The 19,810-nt window shown below is 31.7% G+C and carries 17 protein-coding genes and 1 pseudogene; 9 read left to right on the top strand and 9 right to left on the bottom strand.

Annotated elements, in window-relative coordinates; genetic code table 11:
* The 4 genes and pseudogenes from ACKVOV_RS04425 to ACKVOV_RS04440 form a co-directional block, all read left to right on the top strand.
* Positions 1-195: pseudogene (locus ACKVOV_RS04425) on the top strand (MFS transporter); the annotation flags it as partial.
* Positions 196-271: 76 nt separating this feature from the next.
* Positions 272-1,783 (top strand): peptide MFS transporter, encoded by a 1,512-nt coding sequence (locus tag ACKVOV_RS04430; protein WP_409205563.1) that lies wholly within the window; start codon positions 272-274, stop codon positions 1,781-1,783.
* 49 nt (positions 1,784-1,832) lie between these two features.
* On the top strand, positions 1,833-2,288 hold the full coding sequence (locus tag ACKVOV_RS04435; RefSeq protein ID WP_409205564.1) for a thioredoxin family protein: 456 nt from the start codon (positions 1,833-1,835) through the stop codon (positions 2,286-2,288).
* Between the two features lie 60 nt (positions 2,289-2,348).
* Positions 2,349-2,918, top strand: a complete 570-nt coding sequence (locus tag ACKVOV_RS04440; RefSeq protein WP_409205565.1) for a thioredoxin family protein — start codon at positions 2,349-2,351, stop codon at positions 2,916-2,918.
* 2 nt (positions 2,919-2,920) lie between these two features.
* Here the strand turns inward: ACKVOV_RS04440 and ACKVOV_RS04445 are convergent, their stop codons facing one another.
* From ACKVOV_RS04445 to surE, 5 genes are read right to left on the bottom strand one after another with little or no spacing between them, the layout of a single operon-like run.
* On the bottom strand, positions 2,921-3,241 hold the full coding sequence (locus ACKVOV_RS04445; RefSeq protein WP_409205566.1) for a hypothetical protein: 321 nt from the start codon (positions 3,239-3,241) through the stop codon (positions 2,921-2,923).
* Positions 3,238-4,953 carry a ComEC/Rec2 family competence protein gene (locus ACKVOV_RS04450; protein ID WP_409205567.1) on the bottom strand — a complete coding sequence of 572 codons (1,716 nt, stop codon included), beginning with the start codon at positions 4,951-4,953 and terminating at the stop codon, positions 3,238-3,240. The genes ACKVOV_RS04445 and ACKVOV_RS04450 overlap by 4 nt, the downstream gene beginning before the upstream one ends.
* 54 nt (positions 4,954-5,007) lie before the next feature.
* Positions 5,008-6,120, bottom strand: a complete 1,113-nt coding sequence (gene lpxB / locus ACKVOV_RS04455; protein WP_409205568.1) for a lipid-A-disaccharide synthase — start codon at positions 6,118-6,120, stop codon at positions 5,008-5,010.
* 14 nt (positions 6,121-6,134) lie between these two features.
* Positions 6,135-6,407, bottom strand: a complete 273-nt coding sequence (locus ACKVOV_RS04460; protein ID WP_409205569.1) for a hypothetical protein — start codon at positions 6,405-6,407, stop codon at positions 6,135-6,137.
* A 3-nt stretch (positions 6,408-6,410) separates the two neighbouring features.
* Positions 6,411-7,184 carry a 5'/3'-nucleotidase SurE gene (gene surE, locus ACKVOV_RS04465; protein WP_409205570.1) on the bottom strand — a complete coding sequence of 258 codons (774 nt, stop codon included), beginning with the start codon at positions 7,182-7,184 and terminating at the stop codon, positions 6,411-6,413.
* A 154-nt stretch (positions 7,185-7,338) separates the two neighbouring features.
* Here surE and ACKVOV_RS04470 point away from each other — a divergent pair, with 154 nt between their 5' ends.
* The 5 genes from ACKVOV_RS04470 to ACKVOV_RS04490 all read left to right on the top strand — a co-directional run bounded on the left by ACKVOV_RS04470 (position 7,339) and on the right by ACKVOV_RS04490 (position 16,375).
* Positions 7,339-9,513: a carboxy terminal-processing peptidase gene (locus ACKVOV_RS04470; protein ID WP_409205571.1), complete on the top strand. Its 2,175-nt coding sequence runs from the start codon at positions 7,339-7,341 to the stop codon at positions 9,511-9,513.
* Between the two features lie 79 nt (positions 9,514-9,592).
* Positions 9,593-10,459 (top strand): DMT family transporter, encoded by an 867-nt coding sequence (locus tag ACKVOV_RS04475; RefSeq protein WP_409205572.1) that lies wholly within the window; start codon positions 9,593-9,595, stop codon positions 10,457-10,459.
* 183 nt (positions 10,460-10,642) lie between these two features.
* A complete protein-coding gene (locus ACKVOV_RS04480; RefSeq protein WP_409205573.1) occupies positions 10,643-13,312 on the top strand; it encodes a gliding motility-associated C-terminal domain-containing protein in 2,670 nt (889 codons plus the stop codon).
* Positions 13,313-13,344: 32 nt separating this feature from the next.
* Complete coding sequence (locus ACKVOV_RS04485; protein WP_409205574.1) at positions 13,345-14,280, top strand: type IX secretion system membrane protein PorP/SprF; 936 nt, start codon at positions 13,345-13,347, stop codon at positions 14,278-14,280.
* Positions 14,281-14,290: 10 nt separating this feature from the next.
* The gene (locus ACKVOV_RS04490; RefSeq protein WP_409205575.1) at positions 14,291-16,375 is read left to right on the top strand and encodes an OmpA family protein; all 2,085 of its coding nucleotides are present in this window, start codon (positions 14,291-14,293) and stop codon (positions 16,373-16,375) included.
* Between the two features lie 15 nt (positions 16,376-16,390).
* Here the strand turns inward: ACKVOV_RS04490 and ACKVOV_RS04495 are convergent, their stop codons facing one another.
* From ACKVOV_RS04495 to ACKVOV_RS04510, 4 genes are all read right to left on the bottom strand, one after another.
* The gene (locus ACKVOV_RS04495; protein WP_409205576.1) at positions 16,391-16,954 is read right to left on the bottom strand and encodes a hypothetical protein; all 564 of its coding nucleotides are present in this window, start codon (positions 16,952-16,954) and stop codon (positions 16,391-16,393) included.
* Positions 16,955-18,010 (bottom strand): NAD(P)/FAD-dependent oxidoreductase, encoded by a 1,056-nt coding sequence (locus ACKVOV_RS04500; protein ID WP_409205577.1) that lies wholly within the window; start codon positions 18,008-18,010, stop codon positions 16,955-16,957.
* Positions 18,011-18,201: 191 nt separating this feature from the next.
* On the bottom strand, positions 18,202-18,441 hold the full coding sequence (locus ACKVOV_RS04505) for a NifU family protein (RefSeq protein WP_091472843.1): 240 nt from the start codon (positions 18,439-18,441) through the stop codon (positions 18,202-18,204).
* A gap of 3 nt (positions 18,442-18,444) precedes the next feature.
* Positions 18,445-19,578, bottom strand: a complete 1,134-nt coding sequence (locus tag ACKVOV_RS04510) for a P-loop NTPase (protein WP_409205578.1) — start codon at positions 19,576-19,578, stop codon at positions 18,445-18,447.
* Positions 19,579-19,810: the final 232 nt, after the last annotated feature.

Here is a 19,810-nt window from a genome sequence, read left to right on the forward strand (position 1 = left end):
ATTGTGCCAACTGCGGAACAAGTAAAACTGTTAGCTACCAATCAAATTAGTGACCATAATCCTATTTTTGCTGGTTTTGAAATTCACAATCTTTTCGAATTTTTCATGGTATTTGTTGTGCTAACAGTATTGGCATCGTTAATATTATTTGCTCTAACACCAGTTTTGAAAAAAATGATGCACGGAGTTCGTTAATCATTCAAAAAATAGTTATAATATCTTTCAAACCTACAAGATTTCTTGTAGGTTTGTTTTTTTAAAATTAAAACCCATGAGTCAAAAATTAACAATAGATCAAATACAAAATTTTAAAGGGAAATATCCAAAACAACTTTGGTATTTGTTTTTCTCAGAAATGTGGGAACGCTTTAGTTTTTACGGAATGAGAGGTATGTTGTATGTTTTTATGACCAACCAGTTATTAATGAAAGATACTGATGCTAATTTGCAATATGGTGCTACCCAGGCTTGGGTATATGCTTTTACATTTATCGGAGGATTATTTGCTGATAAAATTTTTGGTTTCAGAAAATCACTCTTTTGGGGAGGTTTGTTAATGATTGTTGGAAGCGTTATTTTAGCAATTCATCCTAAAGAATTCTTTTTCATTGGTGTTAGTTTTACTATTGTAGGTACCGGTTTTTTTAAGCCAAATATTTCTTCGATGGTTGGAAAATTATACAAAGATGATGACAGTAGGAGAGATGCGGGATTTTCATTATTTTATGCGGGTGTAAATCTCGGTGCATTAATAGGAGGATATATTTGTATCGCCGTAGCAAATGGGAACCTTTGGACGTCATTTGTCCCTGAAAATCTTAGATGGAATTATGCTTTTGGATTTGCTTCTATAGTTATGGTTATTAGCTTGCTTACATTCATACAAACTCAAAAAAGCATGGGAGATATAGGACTTTCCCCACTATTACATTTAGAAAATACTAAAAGAAAGTTTTTTGAAATAGGTACTTATATAGGCTCTATACTTATTATACCAATGATAATGATAATGGTTTCCAATACTGTATATACAGATTATTTTATGTACATGATAGGACCAGCCTCAATCATTTATTTGATTTGTGAAATGAGGAGTTTTACTTCATCTCAAAATAAAAAATTAATTGCAGCAGTTATTTTTATGCTGTTTTCTGTAGTTTTTTGGGCTTTTTTCGAACAGAGTGGTGGTTCTTTAAGCGCTTTTGCGGTAAGTAATTTGAATAATACTATTCTTGGCGTGCAATTAGATCCAAATGGAGTTAATAATGCTGCTAATTCATTATTTGTAATTGCTTTTGCAGCTTTGGTTGGATTAGTGTGGTTATGGATGAACAAAAGGAAAATAGAACCCAATACGGTTGTAAAATTTGGATTGGCATTTTTGTTTCTTGCTGGAGGTTTTTATGTATTTTATTATACTAAATTTTTTGCTGATGCCTTTGGTAAAACATCATTGGGTTTATTTAGCTTCGGCTGGTTTGTAATTACTTTTGGAGAATTGTGTTTATCACCAATTGGAATGTCGGCAATGACAAAATTATCTCCACAAAAAACTCAAGCGGTTATTATGGGAATGTGGTTTTTAGCCAGTGCTTATGGACAATACTTTGCAGGAATTTTAGGTGCAAATATTGCTGAAGCTTCAGAAAAAGCTTCTAATGTAGAAAAGCTAATTGTTTATGCAGATGGTTATAAGCAACTCGCAATTTATGCATTAATTGCAGGTGTAGTTTTAATTGTAATATCTCCTTTAGTAAAAAAATTAATGCAAGAAGTTAAATAGATTTAGTAACTTCGGCATTGTTTTTGATTGTTAAACAAAAAAAAGAATGATGAAAAAAATACTCTTAGCTTTGTTTCTAATTATAGGAACAATTTCTATTCAAGCACAAGAGATTAGATGGATTAGTCTCGATGAGGCATTGGCTAAGCAAAAGAAGAGTCCAAAGGCTATTTTTATGGATGTATATACCGATTGGTATGGGCCTTGTAAAATGCTGGATAAAGACACTTTTCAAGATCCAGAAGTTATAGATTATATTAACAAAAATTATTATGCTGTTAAGTTTAATGCTGAAGGTAATAACGTAGTAACATTTAAAGGAAATAGATTTTCTAATCCAGGATTTGACCCTAATAGAAAAGGAAGAAATAGTGCTCACGAACTGACTGCTTTTCTTAAGGTTCAAGGTTATCCATCAATATACATCATCGATAAAAATGGAGATACTCAACAACAAATAATAGGTTATAAAACGCATGAAGAATTGTTAAAAATTTTAAGATAATTCTTTTTAGTTATAATTTCTTTTTTACATTTACAGACAATAATTTAAAAAATAAGTCCAATGAATAAACTTAAATATTTACTTTTTTTAGTGCCAGTTATGGCGGTGTTATTATTTTCTAGCTTTAACTCTAATAAAGGAACAACAACAAAAATAACTAAAGAAGATTTAGTTTGGCATACAGATATTAAAGAAGCAATGGATCTTGCTAAAAAAGAAGACAAACCATTATTCTTATTCTTTACAGGTAGTGATTGGTGCGGTTGGTGTATTCGTTTGCAAAAAGAGGTTTTTAAAACCCCAGAATTTGAAGCTTGGGCTAAAGAAAAAGTGGTTTTAGTCGAATTAGATTTTCCTAGAAGAACAGAGCAAACTGCCGAATTAAAAACCCAAAACATGCAATTACAACAAGCTTTTGCAGTTCAAGGATTTCCTACAGTATGGTTTGCAAAAGCAGATAATAAATCTGGAAAAATAAATTTCGAACAATTAGGAAGTACTGGATATGTTGCTGGCGGACCAAGTGTTTGGCTTTCTGGCGCAGATCAAATTATTGCAAAATTTGTTCACGATCCCAAAATGGCAAAAAAAAATATGCCAAAACCGGCTAAAGTCAAAGTAAAAAAATAAAGTTATAATTTATAAAATCCCTTTTCGTAAGTACTATGAAAAGGGATTTTCTCTTTTGCGCAAGTTTTCTTCCAAATTGTAATATAGCTTTTATAATTAGAAGCATCTGCAATAATTAGTTTTGGGTGTATATTAGTAAATAATCGCTCTAAATTTATCTTTGGGGATTCTCTTAAAATTATAACATCAGGATTCATGTTTTTTCTGTAAATACTAGATTTATCAATAATCAAAATTTTATTGTTATTGAAATAAATTGTGTTTACAATCGATTTAGATTTGCTTATTTCACAAAAATTAGCTGTCGCATATGATTGAATCATTTTCTTTTCGAAGCTATTTTTGTTAAAGTGTCATTTGTATAAAGCACAATTTTCTTACCCATTCGTTCCCCAATAATTGTATTTCTTTTTGCATTAAAAACAATCAATTCCTCTTTGTCTTCTGATTGCCAATTTGTAGTAACAAACAATATCTGAAAAATTAAAACACTACCTAAAGCCAAAACCATCTTTGTGTAGTTGGGTTTCTTAAACCAAATTATCCAAGAGAAAACAATAAAGTAGGAAGCAACAAGCAATGAAAAACTTAATGGAATGTCTTTGATGACAAAAGCTTCAATTGAAGCAATCCATTTGATATAAGTATTAGTAAAAGTAATACTCAACTCAACTATTTTAGAAAGAAATAGAGGAACAAAATCAAAATATGCCAAAATCATAAGTAAAACACCTATCGCCATAATTACCGAAAGACAAGGAATTAGGATTAGGTTTGTTACAAAGAATAATCCTGGAAACTGATGAAAATAATAAATACTGAGTGGCATAGCTCCAATTTGTGCTGCAAATGAAACAGTGATAATGTCCCAAAAATATGTAACAATTTTATTTTTTGGTTCCCAAAGCGATTTAAGCATTGGCTGTAGCCAAAGAATAAAAAATAAGGCAATATAACTTAACTGAAACCCGATATCGAATAAGAATAAAGGTTCAACTAGCAGAATTAAAAATAAGGAAACTAACATAGTATGAAAAATGTTTGTTTCTCGATTTAGAAACATACCTATAGCCACAAAACTAAACATCGCCGCCGATCTAACTACTGATGGTGCTAATCCAGCAACAAGGGCAAATAGCCATAAGGAAACTAAAATTAAGGTTAATCTAATGAAATTTCCATATTTGTTTTTTGGTAATGGTTTTAATAAAAAAGTGATAAATAAAAGTATAAATCCAACGTGTAACCCCGAAACCGAAAGAATGTGAACTGCGCCAGCATACTGATAATCACGTAATACTTCGGGCGAGATATCTTGTTGCTGACCCAATATAAGTGCCGATATTACTGCTAATTCTTCTTTTTTGAATCCGCTTTTTTCTAAATTTAAAATAATTTTATTTCTAAAAGTTGAAGCATAATACCAGATATTTTTATCGATATGATTACTAATTTTTAGCTGTGAAGTTTCTGCAAATAGTTGTGCATAAATTCCTTTTGTTTCTAGATACATCCCATAATCAAACTGATTTGGATTGTTAGGTTTGAAATTTCGAACCAATTGTTCTTGAATTTTAAGCCTGGTTCCTATAACAAATTCTTTAGAAATAGAATCTTTTTTTAAATTCAACAGGATTTTTCCAGAAGCTGTTTTATTGTCAATTTGAGTTATTTCTGCAAAATATCTATTATTGTTGCTTGTGTTTTTAAGTTTTTCGGTAATAGTAACCTGTATTTGATGATTTGTGTCAAAAATTGTTTGGTTGTGAATATAATGACTCAATCTAAAAGTGTCGTTATGAACCAGAGTTGCTGTAATTCCAATAACGAAAAACAAAATATATAATGAAATTGAAAAGGATTTTTTCTGTTCGAATTTATTATAAGATTGAAACAAAAAATAGCCAAAAATAAGACTTGAAATGGCTAATAAACTGAAAACATATTTAATGTTAGGATTGCAATAATAAGCGACTATAATTCCAAAAATAAACCAAAAACAAATGCGAACAATAGGAAACCGTAATATCTTCATGCGACCAAGATAATAAAATAATTTATTATGTTAATTTTTTAAAACATCATACCCTTATTTTACATCATCTACAATTAATCTAGCTGTTTTATCGCTCGCACCAGCTCCGCCTAATTGTTTTTCTAGCAAATCATAATTCTCTAAAAGAGTATTTCTGTATGATGGTTCTATTATTTTTTCGAGTTCTGTTTTTATTTTTTTTGAATTGCAATCACCTTGTATAAGTTCGGTAACCACTTCTTTATCCATGATTAGATTAACTAACGAAATGTATTTAAGGGTTATAATGCGTTTTGCAATCTGGTACGAAACCCAACTTCCTTTATACAAAACTACTTCAGGAACTTTAAATAGAGCCGTTTCTAGGGTTGCCGTTCCAGATGTAACTAGTGCTGCATGAGAAACACTCAATAAATCATAAGTTTTGTTTGATATAAAATGCACTTGGTCATTTGTTAAAAACTGCTCATAAAATGAATATTCCTGACTTGGTGCACCAGCAATGACAAACTGATAATTAGGAAAGTCTTTTACAACAGACAACATTTCGGACAACATTTTTTCAATCTCTTGTTTTCTGCTTCCTGGTAAAAGTGCAATAATAGGTCTTTCGTCTAGGTTGTTGTCTTTTTTAAATTGTTCTGCATTGGTTTTCTGACGATTATTTATAGCATCTATTAACGGATGACCAACGAATTCGACTGGGAAATGATGCTTCTTTTCGTAAAAATCTTTCTCAAACGGAAGAATAACATACATCTTGTCAATATCATTTTTTATAGCTTTAATTCGGTTTTCTTTCCAAGCCCAAATTTGTGGTGAAATGTAATAATGATTACGTATTCCTAGTTTTTTAGACCATTTGGCAATTCTCATATTAAAACCTGGGTAATCTATAAAAATGATGGCATCGGGCTTAAACTTTAAAATATCCGCTTTACAAATCTTGATGTTATTGAGAATCGTTTTTAAATTCAGAACCACTTCTAGAAAACCCATAAACGATAAATCGCGATAATGTTTTACTAAAGTTCCTCCTGTCTGTTGCATGAGATCGCCTCCCCAAAAACGAATTTCTGCCTGAGAGTCTTCTTTATAAATGCCTTTCATAAGGTTCGATCCATGCAAATCACCCGATGCTTCACCAGCAATAATGTAGTATTTCATTTTTTGTTGATTTTTTAAACAAACATTGTAATTATAGCCAAAAGAATAGTTGCAAATACAACACCACGAGCCATTAATTCTTTATTCATTTTTAACAATATAAAAAAAGCAACTAAATTTAGAATAGCACCTAGTGTTATTACTTTTCCTAGGAATCCTTGGCTTTTCATGCCTTTTACACCCTCTAAAAAGCTATACTCAGTACAAAAAGTAAAGAAAACATATGTCCCTAAAAAAGTAGCAACAAATCCTATTAAAGCACCTATGAGTAAATCTGTTTTTTTCATATTCTAGTTGTTTAAATTCCAATCATTTAATTGTTGTATTGCATGATGTGCTGTCATGTCAAACTGAACTGGCACCACTGAAATGTAGCCGTTTTGCAAAGCCCATTCATCAGTATCTTCACCTTTGTCTTGATTAAGAAATTCTCCCGTAAGCCAATAATAATCTTTGCCTTGTGGAGTTTTGCGTTTGTCGAATTTTTCCTCCCACATGGCTTTTGCTTGTCGGCAAATTTTTATCCCGTTTAAATCTTCTGGTTTTCTTTTCGGAAAATTTATATTTAGTACTACACTATCAGGTAATCCCTTTTGTAATACTTCGAGTGCAATTTTTTTTATGTAAGGTTTGAAAGTTTCAAAATCTGCATTCCAATCATAATCTAATAATGAAAAACCTATAGCAGGAATTCCTTCAATGCCAGCTTCTACAGCAGCACTCATGGTTCCTGAATAAATAACATTTATAGAAGAATTTGATCCGTGATTTACACCAGAAACACATAGATCTGGTTTTTGTTTTAAAATTTCATTTACAGCTAGTTTTACACAATCTACAGGAGTTCCCGAGCAACTATACTCGGTTACAGGTGCATTTTCAGCAGAAACTTTATTTAAGTGTAAGGTGCTGTTTATGGTTATTGCGTGTCCCATAGCACTTTGAGGACTATCGGGTGCAACTACAATAACAGTTCCTATTTCTTGCATGACTTCAATAAGAGTTCGTATTCCTGGTGCCGAAATACCGTCATCGTTTGTGACTAATATTATTGGTTTTCTCATTAGTAATTCAAAGTAACATCTAAAATTTAACATAAAAAAGTGAGGCTAAATTAAGCATTTTTACTTGTAAGTAGCTAATTTTACATCTTTAACAAAAAATTATGGGGTAATTATTATTGTGGCATGGTTTTTTATGTACTTTAGTTAAATATTTATGAATGCAATTTTGAACTTTATGAAAAGAAATTATAAAATAATTTTAGCTGTTCTTGCTATCTCTGCTACTTTGTGGAGTTTTATGCCGAAGAAAGAAAATGATCCAGAGAAAGACAAAATGCTTTTAGATCTTATAACATTTGTTATAGAAAAAGGGCATTATGATCCTGCGGTTATGGATGATAAGTTCTCTAAAGGTGTTTATAAAGATTACCTTGATGCATTAGATCCCTCTAAGAGGTTTTTTGTACAATCGGATATAGATGAATTTAAGATTTATGAAAATCAGATAGATGATATGATTCACGATCGCGATTTAACTTTTTTTAGATTAACCTATGAACGTTTGCAAAAACGTATGCGAGAAGTCGAAGTGGTTTATAAATCATTAAACGAAAAACCGTATGATTTTACGACCGATGAAACTATTAACTTAGATTCTGATAAAAATGCTTTTGCTAAAAATTATTCAGAACTAAAAAATAGATGGAGATTACAAATGAAGCTTTCTATTCTAGCTACTGTGGTAGAAAAAGAAAAAATAGAAGCTTCTAAAAAAGAAAAAGACCCAAAATATGTTGCCAAAACTTTCTCACAATTAGAGAAAGAAGCAAGAGAAACAACTCAAAAAACTTTAAAAGACTATTTCGATTTTATTAAAGAGTCTAATGAAGATGATTGGTTCGTGGCGTATGTAAATGCAATAGTTACACAATTTGATCCACATACTTATTATTTTGCACCAGACGAGAAAGAGAAGTTTGATGTGAGTATGAGTGGTAAGTTAGAAGGTATTGGAGCGCGTTTGCAAAAAACAAATGATTTTACAGAAATTTCCGAATTAATTTCTGGGGGACCAGCTTGGAGAGGAAAAGAATTAGAACCAGGTGATTTGATTCTTAAAGTAGCACAAGGCAATAACGAAGCTGTAGATGTTACTGGAATGAGACTTGATGATGTGGTAAAAAAAATAAAAGGACCAAAAGGAACGGAAGTAAAACTTACGGTAAAAAAAGTTGATGGTTCGATAGTTACAATTTCAATTATAAGAGATATAGTAGAAATTGAAGAAACTTATGCGAAATCTAGTGTTGTCGAGAAAAATGGAGTAAAATACGGGGTGATTTATTTACCTAAATTTTATATCGATTTTGAGAACAATGACAATCGTGATGCTGCAAAAGACGTTGCTATTGAAGTTGAGAGACTAAAAAAAGAGGGAGTACAAGGTATTGTAATGGATTTACGTGATAACGGAGGAGGATCTTTAAAAACTGTCGTAGATATTACAGGGTTATTTATAGAAGAAGGACCAGTTGTACAAATAAAATCTGCCAAAGGAAAGAAAGAAATACTTTCTGATCATGATTCTAGAGTACAATGGGACGGACCTCTTGTAGTAATGATTAATAATTTTTCGGCTTCAGCTTCAGAAATATTTGCAGCTGCAATACAAGACTACAAAAGAGGTATAATCATAGGTAGTAAACAATCATACGGAAAAGGAACGGTACAAAATGTAATTGATTTAAATCAGTTTGTGCGTAATAGCCCTACTATGGGGGATTTTGGAGCATTAAAAACGACTACTCAAAAGTTTTATAGAATAAATGGAGGTTCTACACAACTCGAAGGTGTTTCTAGCGATATTCAAACTCCGGACCGTTATTCATATATAAAAATAGGGGAGCGTGATGTAGAAAATGCTATGCCATGGGATAAAATAGATGAGGCACCTTATGAGCCTGTAAAATCTATCAACAATTTTGAAACTGTAGTTGCTAATAGTCAAAAAAGAATATTAGAAAACACACAATTCAGGTTAATTGATGAGAATGCAAAATGGATAAATGACAGAAAAGAAGATAATATTGTTAGTTTAAATATTAATAAATTTAGAAACGAGCAAACTGTAATAGAAGAAGCTACCAAAAAATTTAAAGCAATTACAAAATTCCAAAACCAGCTTAAATTTACGTCACTTCCTCAAGAAATGGAACTCATAAAAAAAGATTCTTTATTGGGTCAAAAAAGGAAAGACTGGCATGAAAGTTTATCTAAAGATGCTTATGTCGAAGAAGCTATAAATGTACTTGGAGATATAAAAAAACCAATAATTGTCACAAAAGGATTGACTATTAAAAACAGAAAAGATAAGTTAGTAAAGTCATAATTAATAAAATTATAGTTATTATTACGCTCCAGAAATTTAAAAACTCTGGAGCGTTTTAGTTTTGTTAGAATAAAGGTTTATGAAATTTAAAGAGAATAAATGGATTTTATTAATTGTCCTTTCACTTATTTGGGGAAGTTCTTTTATACTAATGAAAAGAGGATTAGTTGGATTAAACCCTTATCAGTTAGGTTCATTGCGAATTATTTTTGCAACTATTTTTTTGCTTATTGTAGGCTTTAAAAGCTTGGCTAAAATTCCTATTATCAAATGGAAATTTATAGCTTTGACCGCCTTTTTAGGTACATTTCTCCCAGTTTTTTTATTTGCTTACGCACAAACAGGAATAAAAAGTTCTGTTAGCGGTATTTTAAATTCCTTAACACCATTATATACGATGCTTTTGGGTGCATTAGCTTTTGGGTTTTCTTTTAGAAAAAATCAAATAATAGGAGTTGTTTTAGGTCTTAGTGGCTGTTTTATATTAGTTATTAATGGAAATTCAGGAAATAGTAATACCAATTACTTTTACATAATTTTAGTTATTATTGCTACTATTTGTTATGCTTTAAATGTAAATTTAATTAAGAAATATTTATCCGATGTTAGTCCGTTAAGCATTACAACAGGAAATTTTACAGTATTATTAATTCCAGCAATTATTATCTTGTTTAGTTCTGGTTTTACAAATGTGATGACACAAACAACTGTTCAGCATTCGGCTATGTTTGTTATATTACTTGGAGTGTTTGGTACTGGAGTTGCTAATGTTTTGTATTTTCAATTAGTGCAAATAACATCACCACTTACGGCTTCATCGGTAACATATTTTATCCCTATTGTTGCTATGAGCTGGGGAATCCTTGACGGAGAAATGCTTAATCCGTTACAATTTTTGGGTGCTCTAATAATTTTAATAGGTGTTTATATGGCTACTAGAAAGTAGAGAAATTATTTCTTACAATAATGATTTGAGTTTTCAAATGGATATTTTTTGAAAACGAGCATTTTATCAACTAAAAATGCTTTTCGTCGATTTTTTTGCAATGAGATACGAGTTAAAGAAGATACTATCATTTATAATTGAATTAAATATTTACTTTTGAACCAAAAATTTAACAACAAAAATATGATTGAAAAAATATTTTCTCCATTCAAGGCTAGTGTTTTCAGTCTAGTTTTTATTTTATTTTTCTCAACAACAAATAGTAATGCACAATGTGCAGGCAATGATAATAGTATTTCAATTTGCGACATTACAATACCTGCAAATCAAACCATTAATTTATTTTCATTATTAGGAGGTTCACCAACACTAGGAGGTGTTTGGTCTGATGATTCATTTTCAGGAGGATTAAATCCGATAACTGGTATACTAAATGTTCTTCAAATACATGTAAGTGGTATTTATACCTATACCTATACTGTTTCAGGAGTTACAGGTTGTGCTGATAACACATCAGTAATTACAGTAGTGATAGGTAGTTATCCAGGAGTTGTACAAAATGGACCAGCATGTGCTGACTTAGCTGCTTTTAATTTATTTGAGCTTTTTAATTATGAGCTAGGTAATTTAGCACCACATACAAATGGAACATGGTTTAATGTGACAACGGGAACTCCAGTTTCAGGATTTGAAATTAATCCAAGTAGTTATAATGTTCTTGTGCAAACAGATTATGTTTTTTCTTACACATTGCCTGCTGTTGGTTCTTGTCCAGCTCCAGCTCCAGTTTTTGTTACATTAACTTTATTTCCTCCAGTTAAATCAGGAATTCCAATAGATTTAAAATTATGTAGTACAGTAGATTTTTCTTTATATACTAATATTAATTTATATAATATGTTAGCTGGAGAAGATCCAGGTGGAGTATGGGATGAAATTTCAGGAACAAATGAAATATTTGGAAGTGATACCACAATAAATGTTCAAAATATATATAATACATTTGGTGTAGGAACTTATAGCTTTACCTACAGAATAACACCTTTACCTCCAATTTGTGATCCTAAAACAACAACAGTTTCAGTAATTATTGAAGATCCTGTAGATTATTCAGGAACTATATTAACAGTTAATTCGGATATATGTGAAAGTCAAATCGCGACGGCAACATATTCAGCAGTTTTAACTCAAGTTCCAGCATTAATCCCTAACGGTTCTTATGTTGTTACTTATACAGTTACTGGTCAAGTAATGCCATTTACAACAACGGTTAATTTTTTTGGAGGAATAGCTAGTTTTCCTATTAATAGTTTAAATTTTCAAGCAGTAGGAACATATACAGTTACTATTACAAATATTGTTGCAACAACAAGTTTGAGTATTTGTTTGAACCCAGTTACTATATTGCCAGATACAATTACGATATCGCCTACACCTAATATAAATGCTGCAACACTTACAGTTACTCCAATTTGTCAAAACTCAAGTGCAACAGGAATCCTTACAGGATTAAGTAGTTTAGCAAATGGTAATTATTTAATAACTTATAATTTGTCTGGAGCTAATACTGCAACATCTCAAACGGCTGTAATTACAGTTATAGGAGGAGTTTCAAGTTTTACAATTCCAGCTAATTTATTGCCAAACCCTGGAAATACAACTGTAACAATAACTAACATTCTTAATATTGCTACTACTTGTACAAATGTGGTAACACTTCCTCCCGTGGTGTTTGTAATAAATCCTTTGCCAGTAGTTTCTGCTCTTTCAGTAAATGTAAATAGTGTTTGTTCAGGTCAACCTGTTGCGGTTTTACTTACGGGATTGGGGAGTTTAACAAACATAACAATCACTTATAATTTAACAGGTGCAAATACAGCTGTGAATCAAACAATAATATTAGTTGTAACGGGTGGGAACGCTAGTTTTATAATACCACAAGTCGTTATTCCTAACACAGGTATAACAACTATAACTGTTACAGACTTAACAAATACAGGAAATGCATGTGGAACTATTGTTAATAATGGTTTTCGTAGTTTTTCTATAAACCCTCCTTTAATTGCCCCAACAGCAAATAATCAAAATTTTTGTAAAACAGATAATGCTACAATTGCAAATTTAGTGCCAAGCGGAAGTCAGTACCAATGGTTCGATTCTGTAACAAGTACTACAGTTTTAGCACCCACAACAGTATTACTTTCCGGAAATTATTACATAAGAGAAATTAATGCAATTACAGGTTGTCAATCTACAAGAACAATGATTACAGTTGTAATAAATGAGTTAAATACACCAACATTAGATCCAAGTGGAGAACAATTTTGCGGATTAGATAATCCTACATTGCAAGAGTTATCAGCAAATACTAATACAACTGGAGCATTAATTTGGTTTGATGCAGTAACAGGAGGAAATCAATTGCCCAATACAACTTTACTTCAAGAAGGAGTTACTTATTATGGTTTCGATTTCTCTAATGCAACAAATTGTTTCTCTGTAAACGGTTTAGCTGTAACAGTTTCACTAACAAATTGTGATACAATAAATCCAGAGGTTACTTATGACTTCTTTATTCCAGACGGGTTTTCACCAAATGGAGACGGTGTAAATGATACTTTTACCATTCCAGATATCCAATTTATATTTCCAAACTATACTTTAGATATTTATAACAGATACGGAAGTTTGATGTTTAGTGGTGATAAAAACAAACCAAATTGGGACGGAAAGAGTTCGGAATCGCCTAGTCTTTCAAACGGGATTGCACCAAACGGAGTTTACTTTTATATTGTCAATTTCAATAAAGATAATAAGTCACCAAGACAAGGGCGTCTTTATTTAAATCGATAATCTTTATGTTATATATTAAAACTAAATTTCAAATGAAAAAAATAATTCTATTTATATCTTTTTTCTTTTTTATAAATAAAACAGTTGCGCAGCAAGATCCAGAATACACACAATATATGTATAATATGAGTGTTGTAAATCCGGCATATGCAACGGGAACTCAATCTATGCTAAACTTAGGTTCGTTATACAGAACACAATGGGTTGGAGCTATTGGTTCGCCTAAGACATTGACTTTATTTGGTCATGCGCCTTTAAATAAAAACATCGAAGTTGGTTTGTCTATGATTTCAGATGAGATTGGTGATGGCGCAAAAAAAGAAAATAATTTTTATGCCGATTTTGCTTATATCTTACAATTAGCTGGAAAAAATAAATTTTCTTTTGGTATGAAAGCTGGTGTTACATCATTAACATCTAATTTTAATGGTTTCCGTTTACAAAGCGGAAACGTAGATACGGACTTGGCATTTTCTCAAAATATAAATGCTACAAAGGCAAATATTGGTGTTGGAGCTTATTATTTTACTGATAAATATTATATAGGGCTGTCCATACCTAACTTATTACCTTCAAAACATATAGAAGAGCGTTCTGGAATAAATGCACTAGGATCAGAAAATATTCATACTTTTTTGACTGCTGGTTGCGTGTTTATATTATCAGATTCATTTAAACTAAAACCAGCCTTCATGACAAAATTTGTTGCTGGGTCACCATTAAATTTTGATTTGACAGCTAATGTTTTATATAACGACAAATTCGAACTCGGTGCAGCGTATAGAGTAGGCGATGCAGTTAGTGCGTTAATGAATGTAAAAGCGACTAAAAACATTAAAGTTGGATATGCTTACGATTATACAATTTCGAATCTAGGGCAGTTTAATTCTGGATCTCACGAAATTTTTATCCTGTTTAATTTAGATTTATTAGGAAAAGGATATGATAAATCACCAAGATTCTTCTAAAATGAAAATAATGAAAAGATTACTCGTTATACTATTTGTGTTTTTAACACAATTTGCAAATGCCCAAGAACCAGATTTACAAAGAGCTAAACGTTATTTCGACAGAACGTATTATGCTGAAGCAATACCATTATATGAAACAATAGTTGCCGATAATACTTCTGTAGATGTTGTAAAAAACTTAGCCGATTGTTATTATTATACAAACGATTTAAAAAATGCTCAAAAGTATTATCGTTTTCTAATTAAGACATATTACAAAGATCTTCAGGGAGAATATTATTTCAGATATTCTCAAACTCTAAAAGCTTCTGATAAATACGATCAAGCTAATTCTGTCTTAAAAGAATATTATTTGAAATCAGCTAATAGTGACGGTTTAGTAAGTTTAGAAAAAGGAATAAAAGAGCTTGAAAATATTTCTGCTATTGGTAAAAGATTTGAAATTAAAAATCTAGCCATAAACACTCCAAGTTCGGAGTTTGGAGCAATTGAAGAAGGTGAAAACTTAGTTTACGCAACAGTCAAAAAGAAACCAGGATTGTTTGATAAAGTTTATAAATGGAATAATGAAACATATTTAAATTTAGTTTCAATTCCTTTAAAAAATATAAACTCAAAAGATTCTATTGTAAATTATTTTGCTGAAGAATTAAACACTCAAATGCATGAGTCGAATGTTATTTTTACCAAAGATGGGAAAACGATTTATTTCACAAGAAATAATTCTAAAAACGGAAGCAAAAAGAAAAACAAAGAAAAAGTTTCAAATCTTCAAATTTTTAAAGCAGCATTAGTTAATGGTAAATGGGGAAATGTTACTTCGCTTCCATTCAATAGTGAAAACTATTCTGTAGAACATCCCGCTTTGAGTAGCGACGAAAAAACATTGTATTTTGCCTCAGATATGCCAGGAACACAAGGTTCTTTAGACATTTATTCTGTTAGTATAAACGGAGAATCTTATGGGACTCCTAAAAACTTAGGAAATCTAATAAATACAGACAAAAAAGAGCAATTTCCTTTTATATCAAGAGATAACAAATTATATTATTCTTCAAACGGACTTCCGGGTTACGGTTCTTTAGATGTTTTTGTATCCGAAATCAAAAAAGGAGAATATACAAGACCATTAAACGTGGGTTTGCCTGTAAATTCAAATGTTGATGATTTTGCTTTCAATATTGATTCCGATACTAAAAAAGGATATTTTGCCTCAAACAGAGCTGGTGGAATGGGGAGTGATGATATTTATTCGTTATTAGAAATCAAAGATTTAATTATAGAAGATTGCAAACAATTTTTAGCAGGTACAATTACAGATGTAGATACAAAATTACCATTAGAAAACGCAATTGTAGTTTTGCAAGATACTGCTAAAAAGGAAATTGAAAGATTTACAACAACTGCCGATGGTAAATTTAGTTTTACAGTTGCTTGCGAAACAGAATATGTAGTTTCAGCATCAAAAGAAAATTATACAGAAGCTTCTAAATCATTTGCATTAGGAAAAGAAAGAAATCTAATTACCGATGCTTCATTGGATTTAAAATCGCTTGAAGTGATAAAGCAAGAAGAGTTACTTGTAGTCGAAGAAAAAAAGAAAGAAGAAGCAATTGCTGAACAAAAGAAAAAAGAAGAAGAAGTAAAAGAGAAAGAAATTGCTGAGGTCAAGAAACAAGAGAAAATAGAAAAAATCATAGCACAAGAAAAAGATGTTGTTAGACTAAAAGACAAGTTAGTCATTAAGACAGATCCTATTTATTTTGACTACGATTTGTGGTACATTCGTAAAGATTCTAAAGTTACATTAAAACGCGTTATAGAATTAATGAATAAATATCCAGATATGATTTTAGAAATAGGATCTCATACAGATATGCGAGGAAACGATAGGTATAATAAAATTTTATCTGAAAAAAGAGCTCAATCTACTAGAGACTATTTAATAGATTTTGGTATAGCTGAAAATCGAATTACCGCCAAAGGTTACGGAGAATCAGAGCCAAACATTAAATGTGAATCTGAAAAATCATGCACAGAAGAGCAACACGAACTAAATCGCCGAAGCGAATTTGTTATAAAGAATTTATAAGTGTTGAAAATAATTTTATTTCTTACAATAATGATTTGAGTTTTCAAATGGATATTTTTTATCTAAATCAATATTATTGAAACTTTGATTATTTCCCCAAGAAAAATATTTTTCGTAGTATGGTAGGAATTTATTAGTTTTTATTTTTTCTAGAAAATAAACTTCATGCTCTTTTTCCTTTATTCCCATATCGTATAGTAACTCGTCATAATCACTAATCTGAAGAGAATTAAAGTACTGTCTCATTCTGAAATACTCGCAAACATTACCACTTTCTAATCTGCCAGCAAAATAAAAAGGCATAAACCAGCCTATGATATGGCAACTTGCAGAAATCATTTTGCCAATAATATAAAACTTGAATTCATAATATTTTGAAATAGAAACATCAAAATCGTTCATAATTTGCAATACTTCCTTGCGATGCAACCATTCGTCAATTTCTATTTGACGAATTTCTTTTTTCTCCATTTCATCCTTTACAGAAGCGGCATGACCTTGATAAGCAAATGCCGCAGCTTTCTCCGCAGAATAAGCTTTTTTTAGTAAATCGATTAACTCTGGATGATTTAATGTCATTTACTCAATAGATTTTACGACTTGTTTCTCAGCTTCTTTTCTAGTTCCGTCGAAACCATCAATTCCTGAAACGGTAGTGTATTTTAGAACATATTTTTTCCCTGGATTCATACGTTGGTAAACACTTTGAACCATAAGAGTTGCTTCGTGAAAACCGCAAAGAATTAATTTTAATTTTCCAGGATACGTGTTTACGTCGCCTATAGCATAAATCCCTTCGATATTGGTCTGATAATCTAAAGCATTATTTACTTTGATAGCATTTTTTTCAATATCTAATCCCCAGTTTGCAATAGCTCCCAGTTTTGGTGTAAGACCAAAAAGTGGAATAAAATAATCACAAGGAACTGTCGTACGGGCTGTACCCACCTGAATATCTACCGATTGTATTCTTTCGGAACCACTGAAACCAATTACCTCTCCAGGAGTTACTAGTTTTATTTTTCCTGCCGATTTTAATTCCTGTACTTTTTCTACCGAATCTAAAGCACCACGAAACTCATTTCTACGATGTACTAGTGTTACTTCGGAAGCTACATTAGACAAGAAAATACTCCAGTCTAAGGCAGAATCTCCACCGCCTGAAATCACTACTTTTTTATCGCGAAATTTTTCAGGATCTTTTACAAAATATTCTACACCCTTGTCATTTTCGTAAAACTCGATATCTTTTAGAATAGGTTTTCTAGGTTCAAAACTTCCTAATCCTCCTGCGATAGCGATCGAATTTGCGTGATGTTTCGTTCCTTTGTTAGAAGTGACTATAAATGTTCCGTCTTCCAATTTATCAATAGTTTCGGCAGTTTCGTTTAGGGTAAATCCTGGTTGAAATTGCTTAATTTGTTCCATTAAATTATCGATTAAGTCACCTGCTAAAACCGATGGGTAGCCTGGAATATCGAAAATGGGTTTTTTAGGATATAATTCTGTTAGTTGACCTCCAGGTTGTGGAAGACCATCTATTATATGACATTTTAATTTAAGAAGTCCTGCTTCAAATACTGTAAAAAGTCCAGTTGGACCTGCTCCGATTATTAGTATATCTGTTTCAATCATTTGTTTAAGGTAAAAAGTGTATTCGTTTAAGTTGTAAAGGTCTTGAAACGAAAACTTCTATTTTATGATTTTTATCATTTATGGATTTGATTTGCGTGAGGGGTAGAGGCGGCATCCTTTTTTGAGGAACGAAAAAAAGATATAGCTGAAAACCCGACCCCGCCATTAAAAGCGGGGTCACGCCCAAGTTTTTATGCTACATTAACCACGGTTTCTATTTGTGGTGCATATTTTTTTATTGTGGTTTCTACACCAGCTCTCATGGTCATTTGGCTTACGCTACAGGAAGTACAAGCGCCTTGTAAACGTACTTTTACGTGTTTAGAGTCTTCGATTGAAACTAATGCAATATCACCACCATCAGAATTCAAAAAAGGTCTGATTTCTTCTAGTGCTTTTTCTACGTTTAATGTTAATTCTTCTGGTGTCATAATTTATTTTTTATTTACTGCGCTACAACCAGCCATTGTAGTAATTTTAATTGCTTCGGTAGCTGGTAAATTTTCGTTTCTAGCTACAGTTTCTCTCACTACATTTCTAGTTACTTCTTCGAAAATATGCTCTATTATTGATGCGGTTTGCAAAGCTGCTGGGCGACCGTAATCTCCTGCTTCTCGAATGCTTTGTACCAATGGTATTTCTCCTAAAAAAGGTACTTGTAAATCTTCGGCAAGGTTTTTTGCACCTTCTTTTCCGAAAATATAATATTTGTTATTTGGCAACTCTTCTGGTGTAAAATAGGCCATGTTTTCGATAATTCCTAAAACAGGAACATTAATACTGTCTGACATAAACATAGAAACTCCTTTTTTAGCATCGGCTAAGGCTACTGCTTGTGGTGTGCTTACTACGACTGCTCCAGTGATTGGCAATGATTGCATGATCGACAAGTGGATGTCTCCTGTTCCTGGTGGTAAATCGATTAACATAAAATCAAGTTCTCCCCAAGCAGCATCAAAAATCATTTGGTTTAAAGCTTTTGCAGCCATGGGTCCTCTCCAAATAACGGCTTGGCTTGGTGCTGTAAAAAATCCTATAGATAATATCTTAACTTCAAAACTCTCTACAGGTTTCATTTTAGATTTTCCGTCTACTTCGATAGAAATAGGTTTTTCGTTTTCGACATCGAACATGATGGGCATACTTGGTCCGTAAATATCAGCATCTAGAACACCTACTTTAAATCCCATTTTCGCTAAGGTAACCGCTAAATTTGCAGTCACAGTCGATTTTCCTACGCCTCCTTTTCCTGAAGCTACGGCAATAATATTTTTGATTCCAGGAATTGCTTTTCCTTTTATTTCGTTTGCTTTTTCGGGTGTTTCAACCTTGATATTTACTTTTACTTTGGCTGTAGCCAAAAAAGTATCTTGTATTAATTTTCGAATATCGTCTTCTGCACGTTTCTTGATGTGCATTGCTGGTGTAGAAAGGACTAAATCGACTACGACTTCATCTCCAAAAGTGATTACATTAGTTACTGCTCCGCTTTCGACCATGTTTTTTCCTTCGCCTGCTATAGAAATGGTTTCTAAAGCTTTGAGTATTTCTTTTCTATCTAATTTCATAATATATTGGGCGTCTTATTAAGACTCATTTTAGATTGCAAAGATAGTGAAGAAGTTGCAATATGACAAAGTAATAGAGTTGTAAAGTTTAGAAGTGTTTTTTTTATAAAATGAATTTTATCAAAACTACTATTTCGAGTTGTTTTTTTCGTTAGATTTGTAATGAATAACACGTTCTTTTTTTACTGGTTTTTATGCCCAAAAAGTGTCAAAAAACGCCATAAAGTGCAAA

The organism is Flavobacterium sp. (genome assembly GCF_046153165.1).
Lineage (GTDB): Bacteria > Bacteroidota > Bacteroidia > Flavobacteriales > Flavobacteriaceae > Flavobacterium.